Genomic DNA, 15,677 nt, shown 5'->3' with positions numbered 1-15,677 from the left:
TCTCAATCTTCTAGGTCGGGCGCCGGAAGGCGCGAAAACAACAGCGGCGGCCCCCGGAAGAGCCGCCACGCGAGCGCGGGCTTATGCCTGAACCCGACCGCGAGTTCAAGTGCGCTGACGCGAGCTCCAGTCCGCGCGGGACAGTCCATAGTACAGGCTGTCCTTCCACTCGCCAGCGATCTCCCAGGTGCGCTCCGCGAACCCGGTGCGCACGAAGCCGAGCCGTTCCAGCAGGCGAATCGAGGCGACGTTCTCCGGATCGACGTCTGCGGTCAGGTCGTCGATGTCCCGGGTGGTGAAGACATGACCGATCGCGGCCTCCACCGCTTCCCGGGCGAACCCCTGCCCCCAGTGGTCGGGGTGCAGGATGTAGCCGATCTCCGGCAGCTTCCAGAAACCCGCCTTGCCGATAACGACGCCAGCGCGCTCGATGACGAAGTCCGGCTGATCCGGCCCGTTGGCGATCATGCTGCTCAGCCACTGCGCGGTCTGGTCGAGGCAGTCGTGCGGCGGCGTCGACCACCAGCGGGTTGCGCGCGGATCGGACAGGACGGCGTGCATCGCCGCCAGATCGTCCGGCCGGGCGGAGCGCAGGACTAGCCGGGGGGTGCGAAATTCCATTTTGTGCGAGTGCGGCCTGACGCGTGAACGGTCAAGCCAGCGGGCGTTCCATGACGATGAAATGCAGGTCGTCGCGGAGCGGCAAGCCGAAGCGCGGGTCGCCATAGGGGAACGGCAGCGTCTCGCCGGTCGGCGCATACCCAAGCCGCCGGTACCAGTCGATCAGGGTTTCGCGCTGCGGGAACACCGAGATGCGCACCCGCCGCGCGCCGAACCTGTCCGCGAGCGCCTGATGAGCGGCCTCGACCAGCCGGCGGCCCAGTCCGCCGCCTTGCAGGGGCGGGCTGACCGACAGCATGCCGAAATAGCCCGTCTCGCCGCCCCGGTCGGCGATCAGGATGCAGCCGAGGAGTTCCTCGCCTCTCCAGGCGGTCAGCATGGCCTGCGCCGGATCGGCGAGCACGGACGCCAAATCCTCGGGATCGGTGCGCTGCCCCGCCAGCAGGTCGGCCTCGGTCGTCCAGCCGGCGCGCGAGACCTCGCCGCGATAGGCGCTTTCGATCAACCGGTGCAGCGCCGGGATGTCGGCCGCTACGGCCTCGCGGATGAAGACCTCAGTCATCGAGGAGACTGCCCGCCACAGCCTCACCGACCGCCAGCGAACTGGTCAGGCCGGGGCTCTCTATCCCGAACAGCGCCATCAGCCCGTCGATCCCGTGATCCTCGGAGCCCCTCAGCTGAAAGTCCGGCTGCGGCTCGCCCGGCCCGTGCAGCTTGGGCCGGACGCCGGCGTAGTCAGGCGTCAGGGCGCCCTCCGGCAGACCCGGCCAGAAACGGCGGATGTAATGTCCGAACTCGGTCGCCCTGGCCGGGTCGACCGAATAGTCCTCTCCCTCGACATATTGCAGGTCCGGCCCGAACACCGCCTGCCCGCCCAGATCCTTGCGATAGTGGGTGCCCAGCGCGCCCGGGATGGGCGGCGGATAGATCAGCCGCTCGAACGGCGCCTTGCCGATCAGGCGGAAATAGACGCCCTTGCCGAAATGGCCCTCGGGGATGCGATCAGCCGGGTAGCCGTCGATCCGGGCCGCCACATCCTGCGCCTGCAATCCCGGCGCTGTGACCAGCAGGCGGGCCGTCAGGGTCGCGCCCCCCTCTCCGCCGGCCGTGACGGTGAAGCCGCCGCCGGGCAGCGCCTCCGCCCGCTCGAACGGCGTCGAGACGACGACCGAGCCACCCGCGTCCTCGATCTCGCCCTGCAGGGCCAACATGTAGCCGTGGCTGTCGAACACACCGCTCTCGGGCGACAGAATGGCGGCCCGGGCGTTGAGGCCCGGTTCCAGCGCCCTCGCCTGGGCGCCCGTCAGATGCTCCAGCCCCTCCACCGCGTTGGTGGTCGCCTGCCGGAAGACGGCCTCGATCCGCTCCACCTCGGTCTCGTCGGTGGCCACGACCAGCTTGCCGCACTTGCGATAGTCGACCTTGCGGCTGTCGAGGAAGGCGTAGAGCGCGCGCCGCCCCTCGACGCAGAACCGCGCCTTCAGCGATCCGGTCGGATAGTAGAGACCGCCGTGGATGACCTCGCTGTTGCGCGACGACACGCCCTGTCCGATGTGCGCTTCCTTTTCGAGCACCAGCACCGTAATCCCGCGTCGGGACAGGGCGCGGCCACAGGCCAGACCGACCGCCCCGGCGCCCACCACCACGGCGTCGAAGTCGAAGTTCATCCCTTCGGCCCGTAGAGATGCGCGGCTCGCGCCTCGAAACAGTGCATCAGGCGGTCCACGGCCCGGTCGAAATTGGCGTGCAGCAGGCCGTCCAGCAGCCGCGACTTGAAGGCGAAGTCGATCATGAACTCGACCCGGCTCCCGGCGGGATCGGGAAAGAACTCCCAGCGGTTCTTCAGATATTTGAACGGCCCGCGCAGCAGGCCCACCTCGACCAGGTCGCGGTTCCGGTCATGCCGGACCCAGGTCGAGAACCGCTCTTTCAGGAATGAGAATCCTACGGCCGCCTCCGCGTCGACCAGCGACACGCCGGGCGCCTCCACGCGTGGATTCCAAACCCGCATTCCGCTCACCCAGGGCACGAACTCCGGATAGGCGCGCACGTCGGCGACCAGCGCGGCCAGCTGGTCGGGCGTATAAGGCAGGATTTTGGTGACGCGGTGGACGGCCAAGCGCGGATCAGCGTCCGGTCTGGGCCAGCCGCGCCGCCTTAAGGCGTGCGAAATCATCGCCCGCGTGGTGTGAGCTGCGGGTCAACGGCGACGACGACACCATCAGGAAGCCCTTGGCCCGGGCGATCGCCTCATAGGCCTTGAACTCTTCCGGCGTCACGAACCGGTCGATGGCGGCGTGTTTGCGGGTCGGCTGCAGATACTGGCCGATGGTGATGAAGTCGACGCCGGCCGAGCGCATGTCGTCCATCACCTGCATGACCTCTTCGCGGGTCTCGCCCAGGCCCACCATGATGCCGGACTTGGTGAACTGGTTCGGGTCGCGCTCCTTGACCATCTGCAGCAGGCGCAGGGAGTGGAAGTAGCGGGCTCCCGGCCGGATCTTCAGATACAGCCGCGGCACGGTCTCGAGGTTGTGGTTGAAGACGTCGGGACGGGCGTCGATCATCACCTCGGCCGCGCCGTCCTTGCGCAGGAAGTCGGGGGTCAGGATCTCGATCGTCGTGTTGGGGGCCTGCAGGCGGATCTGGCGCACCACCTCGGCGAAATGGGCCGCGCCGCCGTCCGCCACATCATCCCGATCCACGGAGGTGATGACGACGTGGTTCAGACCCAGCTGCGCCACGGCCAGTCCGACCTTGCCCGGCTCTTCCGGGTCCAGCGGCTGCGGCAGGCCGGTCTTGACGTTGCAGAAGGCGCAGGCCCGCGTGCAGGTGTCGCCCATGATCATCAGGGTGGCGTGTTTCTGGCTCCAGCACTCGCCGATGTTCGGGCAGGCCGCCTCCTCGCAGACCGTGACCAGACCCTTGTCTTTCACGATGGCCCTGGTCGCGTTGTACTGGCCCGACCCGGGCGCCTTCACCCTCAGCCAGTCGGGTTTCTTCAGCACCGCCGTTTCCGGGCGCTTCTGCTTCTCCGGGTGACGCAGTTCGGCCGGCGTCTTCGTCAGGGTGTCGATCAGCGTGACCAAGGCGGGGTCGGCTCCGGGCGTTGCGAGACCGCTATGTCGTCCTTCCGCGTGGCGAAGGCAAGGCGCGGTCCGGGCTCACGCCGGGTAACACATCTTTTCAACCATGGCCCCCCGCTCTAGTTTGGGCGTTCGGACAAGACGCGGCCAACGCGTCACGGAGGATGTCTTTGCGCGTACCCCTGGACCCCACGGCCGTCGAGGAGACGATTTTCGACGCCCTGATCGCGGCGCGCGACACCTACGGCGACAAGGAAATCCTCGAGGATCAGGATCGGAAACCCCTGACCTACACGGGGTTGATCCGGGCCGCCTTCGTGCTGGGGCGCAAGATCGCCGCGATGACTGAACCCGGCGAGCGGGTCGGCATCCTGCTGCCGTCCAGCATGGGCGTGGTGGTCACCTACTACGGGCTGCACGCCCACGGCCGCGTGCCGGTGATGATCAATTTCACCGCCGGCGAGCTCAATATCAAGGCGGCGATCGAGGCCGCCGGCGTCACCAGAATTCTGACCGCGCGGCGTTTTGTCCAGCAGGCCAAGATCGAGGACCTGGTCGCCAGGATCGAAACCGTAGCCGAACTCGTCTGGCTCGACGACGTGCGAAAATCGATCGGCCTGCCCGACAAGCTGTACGGCCTGATGGCCGGTCTATTGCCCAAGCGGTTCCGGGTGAAGACCGAGCCGTCGTCGCCGGGGGTGATCCTGTTCACCTCCGGCAGCTTCGGCGCGCCCAAGGGCGTTGTGCTGAGCCAGGCGAACCTTGTGGCCAATTGTCGTCAGGTCGCACAGCACATCGACCTGCTGCCCGAATGGGTGATGTTCAACCCGCTGCCGACCTTCCACTGCTTCGGCCTGACCGGCGGCGTGCTGCTGCCGATCCTCCACGGTATGAAGGCGTTCCAGTACCCCTCCCCGCTGCACGCCAAACAGATCGTGGAGCTGCTGCCGCAGGTGAAAGCGTCCATCCTGTTCGCCACCGACACCTTCCTGAACCAGTACGCCCGCGTGGCCGGGCCGGACGACTTCTCGACCCTGCAGTTCGTGGTCGCCGGGGCTGAAAAGGTCCGGCCGGAGACCCATCACCTGTTCAACACCCGCTTCCACGGCTTGAAACTGCTGGAAGGCTATGGGGCCACTGAGGCGGCGCCGGTGGTGGCGGTGAACCACCCCGACCGCAACCGCCCGGGAACGGTTGGTCAGATGATGCCTGGGATGGAATGGCGGGTCGAACCGGTCGAGGGCATCGACGAAGGCGGCCGGCTGTTTCTGCGCGGTCCGAACGTCATGAAGGGCTATCTGTCGCCGGACGACCCCGAGGCCATTGAGCCGCTCAGGGAGGGCTGGCACGACACCGGCGACATCGTCGCGATCGATGACGAAGGCTATGTTTGCATCCTCGGCCGCGCCAAACGGTTCGCCAAGATCGGCGGCGAGATGGTCTCGCTGACCGCCGTCGAGGGCCTCGCCAGCGCGGTCTGGCCCGAGGCGCGCCACGCCGTCGTCTCGGTGCCCGACAGCCGCAAGGGCGAAAAGCTGGTGCTGGTCACCGACCGCAAGGACGCCGACGTAGCCCGCCTCGCCGAATGGGCCCGCAGCCACGGCGCACCGGAACTGGCGGTGCCCAAGAAGATCATGCGGGTCGCCGAAGTCCCCGTGCTGGGCACCGGCAAGACCGACTACGTCCGCATCCAGCAGATTGTCGAAATGGACAAGGCGGCCTGACGGGCCGGCTCTTGTCTGTAACAGTATCGGTTCCAATATGGAGATCGGCCCAAGCCGGGCCGGTTATCAAAGGAACCCGATTCATGGATCTGTTTTCCAAGCTCGCCCCGCACTCCGACAAGGCCCTGGCGGGGCTCCGCATCGTCACGGGCCTGATGTTCATGCAGCACGGCGCCCAGAAGATCTTCAGCTTCCCGGCCCCGGCCCACGGGCCGTTTGAACTCTTCAGCCAGATGGGCGTCGGCGGGGTGCTGGAGCTGTTCGGCGGGGCCCTGATCGTGGTCGGACTGTTCACGCGCCCGGTGGCATTCGTCCTGTCCGGCATGATGGCCGTGGCCTATTTCCAGTTCCATGCCCTGACCGGCGGGGTCTTCCCGATGGTCAACCAGGGCGAACTGGCGGCGCTGTATTGCTGGGTCTTCCTCTATCTGGCGTTCGCCGGGCCAGGCGCCTGGGCCGTGGGCCACATCCTCAAGCGGAAAGCCTAGCCGATCCGGACTCCGGTCATCGAGATCGAACCGCCCTCGATGACGTCGTTGAAGAAGCTGACGTCGTCGCCCGCCCTGCGCTGGGCGGCGACGTAGAGCAGCGGCAGATAGTGTTCGTCGGTCGGGACGCTCAACTGGGCGTCCTCGGCCAGACCGACCCAATTGATCAGAGCCTCGTTGTCGCCGCGGGCCAGTGCCGCCTTGACCGCCTCGTTGAAACGCGTCGCCCAGTCATAGGCCTCGCCCCCGGCCCGCTTCCAGGTCCGCAGATTATGTACGAAGTCGCCCGAACCGGCGATGATGACCCCCTCGTCGCGCAGCGGCGCCAGCTTCCGAGCCAAATTGAAATGCCCACGCGCGTCCAGCCGGCGGTCCAGCGACAGCTGCACGACAGGCACATCCGCCGCCGGCCAGACGTGGGCCAGCACCGACCAGGTTCCGTGATCGAGGCCCCACTGGTCGGTCGGCGCGGCTCCGGTCAGGTCAGACACCCGGAGGGCCAGGGTCGGACACCCCGGCGCCGGGTATTGCATCGCATGCAGTTCGTCCGGGAAGCCGCCGAAATCATGAATGGTTTCCGGAGCTGATTGCGTCGTCACCGCCGCCCCCTCCGTTTCCCAGTGGGCCGAGACCATGACCACGCCCCGTGGCTTACCGACGCCTTCGCCCAGCCTGCGCCAGCCCTCGGCATAGGGGCCGCCGAGCGCGTTCATCGGCGAGCCGTGGCCAAAGAAGAGCGCCGGCTGACGCATCAGCCGAACAGCTTCTTCGCTGTCTCGGCGACATAACGACCCTGCCAGCGGGCGCCTTCCAGCTCGTTGTCGCTGGGCATGCGCGAGCCGTCGGAGCCGGTGATGGTCGTGGCGCCGTAGGGCGAGCCGCCGGTGATCTCGTCGATGCGCGACTGGCCTTGCCAGGCGTACGGCAGGCCCGCGACGACCATCCCTTGGTGCAGCAGGGTCTGGACCAGGCCGATCAGAGTGGTCTCCTGACCGCCATGCTGACTCGCGGTCGAGGTGAAGGCCGATCCGACCTTGCCGACCAGCGCGCCCTTCACCCACAGCCCGCCGGTCTGGTCGAGGAAGTTGCGCATCTGGGACGCCGCCGTGCCGTAGCGGGTGCCCGCGCCGACGATGATCGCGTCATAGCCGGCGAGTTCGTCGACCTCGGCGACCGGAGCGGCCTGGTCCAGCTTGTAACCGCTCCTCCGCGCCAGTTCCTCCGGGACCAGTTCGGGAACGCGCCTGATGTCCACCGTGGCGCCGTCGACCTGCCGAGCACCCTCGGCGACCGCCCCGGCCATGGCTTCGACGTGGCCGCGCGTGGAATGGTACAGGACAAGGATCTTGGGCATGGGAGTCTCCGCTGATGGGGGCTGACATTAGCAACATAGCGTGTAGCGGATATGGGTTCCATTGACCGGGGGACAAGTGTCTCCGTTCAGACTTTGATCCGAGGCCCCAGCGGGCAGACCCGGTCGTAGAAATCGGGCGGCGCCGGAACGACGCCGCCATGGAGCAGGCGGAAGCGATGCTCCACGACCATCGCCTGTTGCTCGATATTCAGCCCGCCCCAGTCGCAGTCCATGCCGATCGGGTATTCGTAGGACTCCGGCCGGTCCCCCGCCCGGAGTTTGCCGGTGAGCAGGTTGACGCCCTGCTGCGCCTGCCAGACATGGGTCAACTCATGGATCAGAGTGGCCTGGGCCTTCAGCGAAGCGACGGCGATATCCGCAGGCAGGGTCCGGGCCGGCCAGACAATCCACTCCCGGCCGAACCAGCAGCCCGGCACGAAGGCGCGATCGAAGGGCCAGGGCGCGGGGAGGAAACGGACGCTCTCGCATCGCAAGGCGTCGCCGAAGGCCTCGCGGGCGAGCGCCGCCTCGCCGGGCGTGAGGGCCCGGATCAAGGCGCAGCCATATCCAGCGCATAACCCCCGGTCGGGCTCACCCATTCCCAGTGCCACGGCTCATAGACATAGGGCACGAAGCCGAACCGGTGGGCGTTCCGGACCAGCCAGCGGTAGGTGGCGGAGCGGCTCATGTGCAGCCGGCTGGCCGGCGAGGTGTTGTCGACGCCCATCTCGTCCAGCTGACCGACGTAGAGATCGACCGCCGTGCCGGTCCGATGCGGCGAACAGACGGCGCGGCGCAGGCCGTCGCAATTGCCCTGGGCGGCGCATCGGGCGGCGTCGGCCTCCGGATCGCGGAAGCCCGAGAAGATCTGCAGCAGCTCCGGATCGGCGGCCACTTCGGGAACCTCCTCCCGGGCCGCCGCCACCATCAGCCGATAGGCGGCCAGAACGTCGCGGCGCAGCAGGCGCGTCAGCCGGTCGGCGTGCTCCTCCGATGCCACCAGATAGCCGAGCTGATACAGCGGCGGCGGGTCGGGGCACGGCTGTTCGCGCACCCGCTCCATGATGAACGGCCGCCGCTCCTGCCACAGGCCGCGAAACACCTGGAAGGTCGCCGCGTCGAACCAGCCGGTGGCCGGCAGGCCGTAGTTGTACTGGAACTCCGCCAGCGCCCGCGCGAAACGCGCCGAACCGGGTGCGCAGCCGGTTCCGAGCTCCTTCTGGATCAGGGGCAGATAGGTTTCCCATCCCCATTCGGCGCCGCCGAACGGCCGCCATTCCAGCGAATAGTGGGAGATGGCGTTGGCCAGGGCGGGCGCGCCCCATTCGACCTGGGCGGCGTCGCAGTCCTCCGCCGACTGGGCGGCGGCGCGTGGCGCCGACACCGCGGCGGCGGCGCATAGAACGAGCAAACCGAAGAGTGTGCGCGACAACGCCATCCGGCAAGCAAACCTGACCCTGCCAGTCAGGGCAAGAGCCCATGTCCGAACGGGGATTTCGGACCAATACATGCGGGGCGAGACATCCGGGACACGGCACGCCGCGACATCATCGACAAGGCGGACAGGCGGGACATGTCGCCGGACTATGCGGCCGCCATGAAAAACCGGCATGCTGAGACACGGCCGACTCAGGGCCGGACCGCCGGACGCCCGCATGACCGACGCCGCCCAGACCTCGACCGCAGGGGCCGCCCCGCGCCGCAGCAACGGCGTGCTCGCCGCCTTCTCCGCCGCCTGCCTGCCCTACGCCGCGCTCGGCCTGCCGGTCTATGTGACCCTGCCCGAATTCTACGCCAGCCATGTCGGCGTCGACCTGGCCGTGGTCGGCCTGGTGTTCCTGATCATCCGTATGGCCGACATCCTCATCGATCCGGCCCTCGGCATGGTCATCGACCGGACCCACAGCCGCTTCGGCCGCTACCGGCTGTGGATGGGGATGGCGGCGCCGGTGCTGATGCTGGCGGTCGGCATGCTGTTCATGGCCCGGCCCGGCGCCGGAGCGGCCCACCTGACCGTGTGGCTGGTTGTCCTGTCGCTCGGCTTCTCGGTCAGCCTGCTGTCGCAGGTCAGCTGGGCCTCGGCCCTGTCCTCCGACTACAACCAGCGTTCGCGCATCTACGGCTGGTGGCAGACCGCCAACATCATCGGCGTGCTGGCGGTGCTGATGGTGCCGGTGCTGGTGCAGAACATGGGCTGGGGCGACTACGCCCGCGCGGTGCAGTGGCAGGGCTGGTTCATCATCGTCGCCCTGCCTGTCGCCCTCGCCATAACCTTCGCCTTCACGCCGGAACCGCCGCCCGGACCGCCCGCCTCGACCGAAAGCCGTTTCGCCTATCTGGCCTTGTTCAAGCGGCGGGTGATCCAGCGTCTGCTCGGGGCCGACCTCGCCCTGGGCGTGGCGCGCGGCGTGGTCGGGGCGCTGTTCTTCTACTTCTTCGAGGCCGCCCGGGGTTTCGAACGGGCCGAGACCTCGATCCTGCTGCTGGTCTATTTCGTCTTCGGCCTGTTCGGAGCGCCGGCGTGGAGCTGGCTGGCGGTGCGGCTGGGCAAGCACCGGGCGCTGATCTGGGCCTGCGTCTATTTCGCCGTCACCCTGATGTTCGCGGCCTTCCTTGCGCCGATCCTGGTCGGACCCGCCGAGGCCGGGCTGCAGGCGCTGACCGGAAAGCCGGCTCCTTACGCCGACCTGTTGATGGCCGCTCTCATGGTCGCTCTCGTCGGCCTCGCCTTCGCCTCGGGCGACCTGCTGCTGCGGGCCATGATGGCCGACGTCAGCGATCAGGTGCGGCTGGATGACGGGGCCGACCGCACCGGCCTGCTGTTCTCGATCCTGACCGCCACCTCCAAGCTGGGCTACGCCGTTTCGGTCCTGACCTTCGCCGGCCTGCAGATGGCCGGTTTCGATCCGGGGCTGGGCGGCGAGAATTCCGGCCCGGCCCTGATGTGGCTGCAGATCATGTTCGCCGGCCTGCCGGCCCTGTGCCTGCTGCTCGCGGCCGTGGCCCTGCACCGCTATCCGCTGGACCAGGCGCGCCACGCCGAAATCCGCGCCGCCCTTGAAGCGCGCGGGGCGGCGCCGCATCAGACCGGCCCATGACCGAGTCCCCCACCTCCCCCATCGACCGCCTCAACGCCATCATGGCCCGGCTGCGCGACCCGGTGGGCGGCTGCCCGTGGGACGTGGAGCAGACCTTCCAGACCATCGCCCCCTACACGCTGGAGGAGGCCTATGAGGTCGCCGACGCCATCGAGCGCGGGGACTGGGACGAGCTGAGGTCCGAACTCGGCGACCTGCTGTTCCAGGTCGTTTTCCACGCCCGCATGGCCGAGGAACAGGGGCTGTTCGGCTTCGATGACGTGGCCAACGCCATCGCCGACAAGCTGGAGCGCCGCCACCCGCATGTGTTCGGGGACGAGGCGGCCAAACCCGACAGCGCCGCCCAGAAGGCGCGCTGGGAGGACATCAAGGCCGCTGAACGCAAGGGCAAGGACCAGCACGGCGTGCTCGACGACGTCCCGGTCGGCCTGCCCGCCCTGGCCCGCGCCGCCAAACTGACCAAACGCGCCGCCCGCGTCGGCTTCGACTGGCCCTCCACCGACGAGGTGTTCGACAAGTTCGTCGAGGAGGTCGCCGAACTGCGCGCCGAGATCGCCGCCGGGGACCTCGACAAGGCCCGCGAGGAGATCGGCGACCTGCTCTTCGTCATGGCCAACCTCGCCCGCAAGCTGGGCGTCGAGCCGGAAGACGCGTTGCGGAGGACCAACGCCAAATTCGTCCGCCGCTTCGCCTTCATCGAGGCGGAACTGGCGAAGGACGGGCGGACGCCGGAGCAGAGCGATCTGGCCGAGATGGACGGCCTGTGGAATGCGGCGAAGATGGCGGAACACCCACGCTAGGTTGCAAGTCGTTGCCCTGTCTCCTCCCCGTGACGTAGCCATGGGGAGGGGGACCGCGAAGCGGTGGAGGGGCGAATGACCAGAAGCGAAACTGTCCTGTTGGCGCGCGCCTTTCGCCGCCACATGACCCCGCCGGAGGTGCGCCTGTGGGTCCAACTTCGCGGCAAGCGGCTGCAGGGCCTGAAGTTCCGGCGGCAGCACCCGATGGGACCGTTCATCCTCGACTTCTACTGCGCAGAGGCCAAGCTGGCTGTGGAGGTGGACGGGCAATCTCACGCGCATCCCGATCGGATCGACCATGACCGCCGCCGAACTCTGTGGCTTCAAAAGCATGGCGTTCGGGTTGTCAGGCTGGCGGCGGAGGACGTTCGAGCCAATCTGGACGGCGTTCTGGAATTCCTCGCGCGAACCGCGTTGGAACGGCGCGGAGTCTGACGCCCCTCCACCGCTTCGCGGTCCCCCTCCCCGCGAGCGGGGAGGAGACGGCACGCCTACGCCCCGAACTGCCGCTCGAACCGCCCCAGCGCCGCCGGGTGGAGCCGCACCGTCACATGCGTCCGGCCCTCGTCGTCCGTCTCACGCCCCGTGACGCGGCCGTTCTCGTAGAGCCAGGCCAGCGCCTCGCCCTGTGACGGGTCGAGGACCAGCTCCGTCTCCGGATCGTCGTCGATCAGCGACGCGATGGTTTCGCGCAGGGGCTCGATCCCCTCCCCTGTCCAGGCCGAGACCGCCACCGCCTCGCCCTGCGCCCGCAGCCGTTCGGCCTGACCCAGCACCGCCTCGCGGACGTCCTCGCCCAGCAGGTCGATCTTGTTCCAGACCTCCAGCACCCGGCGGGTCTTGCCCTCGGGCGTCTCGATCTGTTTCAGCACCGCCTCGACGTCCTTGCGCTGGGCGTCGCTGTCGGGGCTGGCGATGTCGCGGACGTGCAGAATCAGGTCGGCCTCGCCGACCTCCTCCAGGGTGGCGCGGAAGCTCTCGACCAGTTCGTGCGGCAGGTCGGAGATGAAGCCGACGGTGTCGGCCACGATGGCCGGCCGGCCCTGCGGCAGGCGGATGGTGCGCTGGGTCGTGTCGAGGGTGGCGAACAACAGGTCCTTGGCGAACACCTCGGACCCGGTCAGACGATTGAACAGGGTCGACTTGCCGGCGTTGGTGTAGCCGACCAGGGCGACGGTCGGGAACGGGACCTTCTGGCGCTGTTTGCGGTGCAGGCCGCGGGTGCGGCGCACCTCGTCGAGCTCGACCTTGAGCTTGACGATGCGGTCGGCGATCAGTCGGCGGTCGAGTTCGATCTGGGTCTCGCCGGGGCCGCCGGTCGAGCCGGTGCCGCCGCGCTGGCGCTCGAGGTGGGTCCAGGTCCTCACCAGCCGCGAGCGCTCATAGTCCAGCCGGGCCAGTTCGACCTGCAGCCGGCCCTCCTTGGTCCGCGCCCGGCGGCCGAAGATCTCGAGGATCAGGCCCGTCCGGTCGATGACCTTGCAGTCCCAGGCCTTCTCCAGATTGCGCTGCTGCACCGGCGTCAGCTGGTCGTCGACGACCACGGCCTCGGCCTCGGCGGCGCGCACCAGGGCGGCCAGTTCGTCGACCTTGCCCGAACCGAACAGGGTCGCGGGCGTCGGCTTGCGGACCCGCACGATCTCCTCGGCTCGGACGTCGAGGTCCAGCGCCCGGGCGAGGCCGGCGGCCTCCTCCAGTCGCTCCTCCGCCAGCCGCGAGCTCTCGCTCCGGCCGTCGGGGTGGATGACGACGGCCCGGATCAGCGGGACGGCGTGGTCGATCAGTTGGGTGGCCAAGTGGGCGTAAGCTCTCAGGAAAGTGGCGGGGCCGACAGATAGGTATGCGACAGCACCGCGGCTATCCCCGGCGGGCTCAATCCTCGTCCGCTTCCGGCTCGTACAGTTGCACCGGCGCCGACGGCATGATGGTCGAGATGGCGTGTTTGTAGACCAGCTGCGACTGGCCGTCGCGGCGCAGCAGGACACAGAAGTTGTCGAACCAGGTCACGATGCCCTGCAGCTTGACCCCGTTGACCAGGAAGATGGTAAGCGGCGTCTTGGTCTTGCGGACGCTGTTGAGGAAAGTGTCCTGAAGGTTCTTGGACTTGTCTTGCGACATGGCAGGTTCAGCCTGTTCTTGATTGTTGCGCCGGCCGGGGGAGCGACCGGGACCGATCGACGCCGGCGCGCCACCTTAACGGCCCCTGCGTCCGTCGCAACGCCTAGATGGCGTCGCGTCGCGCCTGATCCAGATACTGCGCCCTGAGCTTCGTCGCGATCGGGCCCGGCTTGCCGTCGCCGATCATGGCCCCGTCGATCGACACCGTCGGCATCACGAAACCGCTGGCGGAAGTGTAGAAGGCCTCCCGGGCCCGCCTGGCCTCATCCACCGAGAAAGCCCGCTCCTCGACCTCGATGCCCTCGTCGGCGGCCAGCGCCATCACCGCAGCGCGGGTGATGCCATGCAGGATGTTCGACTGGGTGTCCCGGGTGCGCAGCTTGCCGCTCTCGTCGACGATCCAGGCGTTGGTCGACGAGCCCTCGGTGACCAGACCCATCTCATCGACCATCCAGGCCTCGGCCGCGCCGCGCTCCTTGGCCGCCTGTTTGGCCAGCACGTTCGGCAACAGGCCGACCGTCTTGATGTCGCAACGGCCCCAGCGGATGTCGGGGTGGGTGATGACGGCCACGCCCTTGGCCGCCGCCGCATTCCCCTTCGAAAGCGGCAGCGAGCGGGCCGTGACGATCACGCTCGGCGCGGTCCCCTCAGCCGGGAACGGGTGGTCGCGCCGGGCCGTGCCGCGCGTCACCTGGATATAGACCAGGCCTTCGTTGACCCGGTTGCGCCGCACCGTCTCCTTCAGCACCCGCTCCAGCGCCTCGCGCGTCATCGGAATAGGGATACGGAGTTCGTTCAGGCTGCGGTGCAGCCGGGTCATATGGCCGTCGAAATCGGCCATCCGGCCGTCGAACACCGACCAGACCTCATAGACCCCGTCGGCAAACTGGAAGCCGCGATCCTCGACATGGACCGTCGCCTGCCCGTGCTGAACGTACTGACCGTTGACGTAGGCGACCCGGCTCATGCCTCGACGACTCCCGCATCCTCGTCCTCGACGGGACCGCGCGCCGGTGAGACGCCGAGCGACTTGAGCTTGCGGTGAAGCGCCGACCGCTCCATGCCGATGAAGGCGGCGGTGCGCGAGATATTCCCGCCGAAGCGCATGATCTGGGCCGCCAGATATTCGCGCTCGAACACCTCCCGCGCCTCGCGCAGCGGCAGGGCGATGATCCGTTCGGCGCCCAGGGATCCGCTGGACCCGGCGTTGGTGGCCTCCTGCGGCAGGGCGTCGGCGCCGATCGGCTCGTCCGTATCCCCGGTGGCGAGGATCAGCAGCCGCTCGACGTTATTTCTCAGTTGGCGAACGTTGCCCGGCCACGGATGGACCTGCAGCACGGCGATGGCGTCGTCGCCCAGACGGCGGCGCGGGAGACCCTGCGCGGCCGACAGGGTTTCGATGAAATAATCCACCAGTTCCTGGATGTCCTCACGGCGCTCGGACAACGCCGGCACGCGGATCGGCACCACGTTCAGCCGGTGGAACAGGTCCTCGCGGAAGCGGCCCTCGTCGATCTCCTGCTTCAGATCGCGCGAGGTCGAGGTGATGACGCGCACGTCGACCTGCACATCCTGTTCGCCGCCGACGCGGCGGAAGCGCTGCTCGACCAGCACGCGCAGGATGCGGCTCTGGCTCTCGCGCGGCATGTCACCGACATCGTCGAGATAGAGGGTGCCGTTGTGGGCCCGTTCGAAGACGCCGATCTTGCTGGGCCGGCCATCGTGGCCTTCCTCGCCGAACAGCTCCAGATCGAGGCGTTCCGGGGTCATGCCCGCCGCGGCGATGGCGACGAACTCGCCGCCCGACCGGGCGCTGGCCTCGTGAATCTGGCGCGCCACCAGCTCCTTGCCGCAGCCCGGCGGTCCGGAGATCAACACGCGGCTGTTGGCCGGGGCGACCTTGGCGATGGTGGTGCGCAGGGCCTGCGCCGCCGCCGACTTGCCGATGAAACCGGTCGGGGCCGCGACCTGGGCCCGCAGCCGCCGGTTCTCGCGCTTCAGCGACGACGCCTCCAGTGCGCGCTGAACGACGACAACCAACCGGTCGGATTTGAAGGGCTTTTCGATAAAGTCATAGGCGCCGCGCTGCAGCGCCGTAACCGCCGTCTCGATGTTGCCGTGGCCCGAGATCATCACGACGGGCAGGTCGGGATCCAGCTCCTTGATGACGTCCAGAAGCTCGAGCCCGTCGAGTCCGCCCCCCTGCATCCAGATGTCGAGCAGCGCCAGCGACGGCTTGCGCGCCCGGATCGCGGCCAGGGCCTCGTCGGAGTTGGACGCCACCCGCACGGCATGGCCTTCATCCTCCAGCAGGCCGGAAACCAGCTCGCGGATGTCGGCCTCGTCGTCGACGACCAGAATATCGGCTCCCGTGGATCGCATGTCGCC

At 68.2% G+C, this 15,677-nt stretch carries 18 protein-coding genes; 5 read left to right on the top strand and 13 right to left on the bottom strand.

Annotated elements, in window-relative coordinates; genetic code table 11:
- Nucleotides 1-105: 105 nt before the first annotated feature.
- From HNQ67_RS02425 to lipA, 5 genes are read right to left on the bottom strand one after another with little or no spacing between them, the layout of a single operon-like run.
- A complete protein-coding gene (locus HNQ67_RS02425; RefSeq protein WP_183251972.1) occupies nucleotides 106-621 on the bottom strand; it encodes a GNAT family N-acetyltransferase in 516 nt (171 codons plus the stop codon).
- A 31-nt stretch (nucleotides 622-652) separates the two neighbouring features.
- Entirely contained in the window at nucleotides 653-1,183 is a 531-nt protein-coding gene (locus HNQ67_RS02420; RefSeq protein ID WP_183251970.1) for a GNAT family N-acetyltransferase, read from the bottom strand.
- Complete coding sequence (locus tag HNQ67_RS02415) at nucleotides 1,176-2,288, bottom strand: NAD(P)/FAD-dependent oxidoreductase (protein WP_183251968.1); 1,113 nt, start codon at nucleotides 2,286-2,288, stop codon at nucleotides 1,176-1,178. Before HNQ67_RS02415 ends, HNQ67_RS02420 begins: the two co-directional genes overlap by 8 nt.
- Complete coding sequence (locus HNQ67_RS02410; protein WP_183251966.1) at nucleotides 2,285-2,740, bottom strand: type II toxin-antitoxin system RatA family toxin; 456 nt, start codon at nucleotides 2,738-2,740, stop codon at nucleotides 2,285-2,287. Before HNQ67_RS02410 ends, HNQ67_RS02415 begins: the two co-directional genes overlap by 4 nt.
- 7 nt (nucleotides 2,741-2,747) lie before the next feature.
- Entirely contained in the window at nucleotides 2,748-3,710 is a 963-nt protein-coding gene (gene lipA, locus HNQ67_RS02405; RefSeq protein ID WP_183251964.1) for a lipoyl synthase, read from the bottom strand.
- 161 nt (nucleotides 3,711-3,871) lie between these two features.
- Here lipA and HNQ67_RS02400 point away from each other — a divergent pair, with 161 nt between their 5' ends.
- Nucleotides 3,872-5,431 carry an AMP-binding protein gene (locus tag HNQ67_RS02400; RefSeq protein WP_183251962.1) on the top strand — a complete coding sequence of 520 codons (1,560 nt, stop codon included), beginning with the start codon at nucleotides 3,872-3,874 and terminating at the stop codon, nucleotides 5,429-5,431.
- Nucleotides 5,432-5,514: 83 nt separating this feature from the next.
- Nucleotides 5,515-5,919 carry a DoxX family protein gene (locus tag HNQ67_RS02395; protein WP_183251960.1) on the top strand — a complete coding sequence of 135 codons (405 nt, stop codon included), beginning with the start codon at nucleotides 5,515-5,517 and terminating at the stop codon, nucleotides 5,917-5,919.
- Here HNQ67_RS02395 and ygiD read toward each other — a convergent pair.
- From ygiD to HNQ67_RS02375, 4 genes are all read right to left on the bottom strand, one after another.
- Nucleotides 5,916-6,671, bottom strand: coding sequence for a 4,5-DOPA-extradiol-dioxygenase (ygiD, locus tag HNQ67_RS02390; protein ID WP_183251958.1), 756 nt, complete (start codon nucleotides 6,669-6,671; stop codon nucleotides 5,916-5,918). The genes HNQ67_RS02395 and ygiD overlap by 4 nt on opposite strands.
- Entirely contained in the window at nucleotides 6,671-7,273 is a 603-nt protein-coding gene (gene wrbA / locus HNQ67_RS02385; RefSeq protein ID WP_183251956.1) for an NAD(P)H:quinone oxidoreductase, read from the bottom strand. The genes ygiD and wrbA overlap by 1 nt, the downstream gene beginning before the upstream one ends.
- An 86-nt stretch (nucleotides 7,274-7,359) precedes the next feature.
- Nucleotides 7,360-7,827: a hypothetical protein gene (locus HNQ67_RS02380; protein WP_183251954.1), complete on the bottom strand. Its 468-nt coding sequence runs from the start codon at nucleotides 7,825-7,827 to the stop codon at nucleotides 7,360-7,362.
- A complete protein-coding gene (locus HNQ67_RS02375) occupies nucleotides 7,824-8,684 on the bottom strand; it encodes a M15 family metallopeptidase (RefSeq protein WP_246347404.1) in 861 nt (286 codons plus the stop codon). Before HNQ67_RS02375 ends, HNQ67_RS02380 begins: the two co-directional genes overlap by 4 nt.
- 244 nt (nucleotides 8,685-8,928) lie before the next feature.
- Here HNQ67_RS02375 and HNQ67_RS02370 point away from each other — a divergent pair, with 244 nt between their 5' ends.
- From HNQ67_RS02370 to HNQ67_RS02360, 3 genes are all read left to right on the top strand, one after another.
- Nucleotides 8,929-10,371 carry an MFS transporter gene (locus tag HNQ67_RS02370; protein WP_183251950.1) on the top strand — a complete coding sequence of 481 codons (1,443 nt, stop codon included), beginning with the start codon at nucleotides 8,929-8,931 and terminating at the stop codon, nucleotides 10,369-10,371.
- Nucleotides 10,368-11,171, top strand: coding sequence for a nucleoside triphosphate pyrophosphohydrolase (gene mazG / locus HNQ67_RS02365; RefSeq protein ID WP_183251948.1), 804 nt, complete (start codon nucleotides 10,368-10,370; stop codon nucleotides 11,169-11,171). Before HNQ67_RS02370 ends, mazG begins: the two co-directional genes overlap by 4 nt.
- 75 nt (nucleotides 11,172-11,246) lie before the next feature.
- Complete coding sequence (locus HNQ67_RS02360) at nucleotides 11,247-11,606, top strand: endonuclease domain-containing protein (RefSeq protein WP_183251946.1); 360 nt, start codon at nucleotides 11,247-11,249, stop codon at nucleotides 11,604-11,606.
- Nucleotides 11,607-11,662: 56 nt separating this feature from the next.
- Here the strand turns inward: HNQ67_RS02360 and hflX are convergent, their stop codons facing one another.
- From hflX to ntrX, 4 genes are all read right to left on the bottom strand, one after another.
- Nucleotides 11,663-12,967: a GTPase HflX gene (gene hflX / locus HNQ67_RS02355; RefSeq protein ID WP_183251944.1), complete on the bottom strand. Its 1,305-nt coding sequence runs from the start codon at nucleotides 12,965-12,967 to the stop codon at nucleotides 11,663-11,665.
- A gap of 76 nt (nucleotides 12,968-13,043) precedes the next feature.
- Nucleotides 13,044-13,289 (bottom strand): RNA chaperone Hfq, encoded by a 246-nt coding sequence (gene hfq, locus HNQ67_RS02350; RefSeq protein WP_055830158.1) that lies wholly within the window; start codon nucleotides 13,287-13,289, stop codon nucleotides 13,044-13,046.
- 103 nt (nucleotides 13,290-13,392) lie between these two features.
- The gene (locus tag HNQ67_RS02345; protein ID WP_183251942.1) at nucleotides 13,393-14,256 is read right to left on the bottom strand and encodes a D-amino-acid transaminase; all 864 of its coding nucleotides are present in this window, start codon (nucleotides 14,254-14,256) and stop codon (nucleotides 13,393-13,395) included.
- Nucleotides 14,253-15,671 carry a nitrogen assimilation response regulator NtrX gene (ntrX, locus tag HNQ67_RS02340; RefSeq protein WP_183251941.1) on the bottom strand — a complete coding sequence of 473 codons (1,419 nt, stop codon included), beginning with the start codon at nucleotides 15,669-15,671 and terminating at the stop codon, nucleotides 14,253-14,255. Before ntrX ends, HNQ67_RS02345 begins: the two co-directional genes overlap by 4 nt.
- Between the last annotated feature and the right edge of the window lie 6 nt (nucleotides 15,672-15,677).

This window comes from Brevundimonas basaltis (assembly GCF_014202075.1).
In the GTDB taxonomy this organism is placed as follows: domain Bacteria; phylum Pseudomonadota; class Alphaproteobacteria; order Caulobacterales; family Caulobacteraceae; genus Brevundimonas; species Brevundimonas basaltis.
Note: the sequence above shows the minus strand (reverse complement) of the source record. Positions and strands in the feature narration are given on the sequence as shown.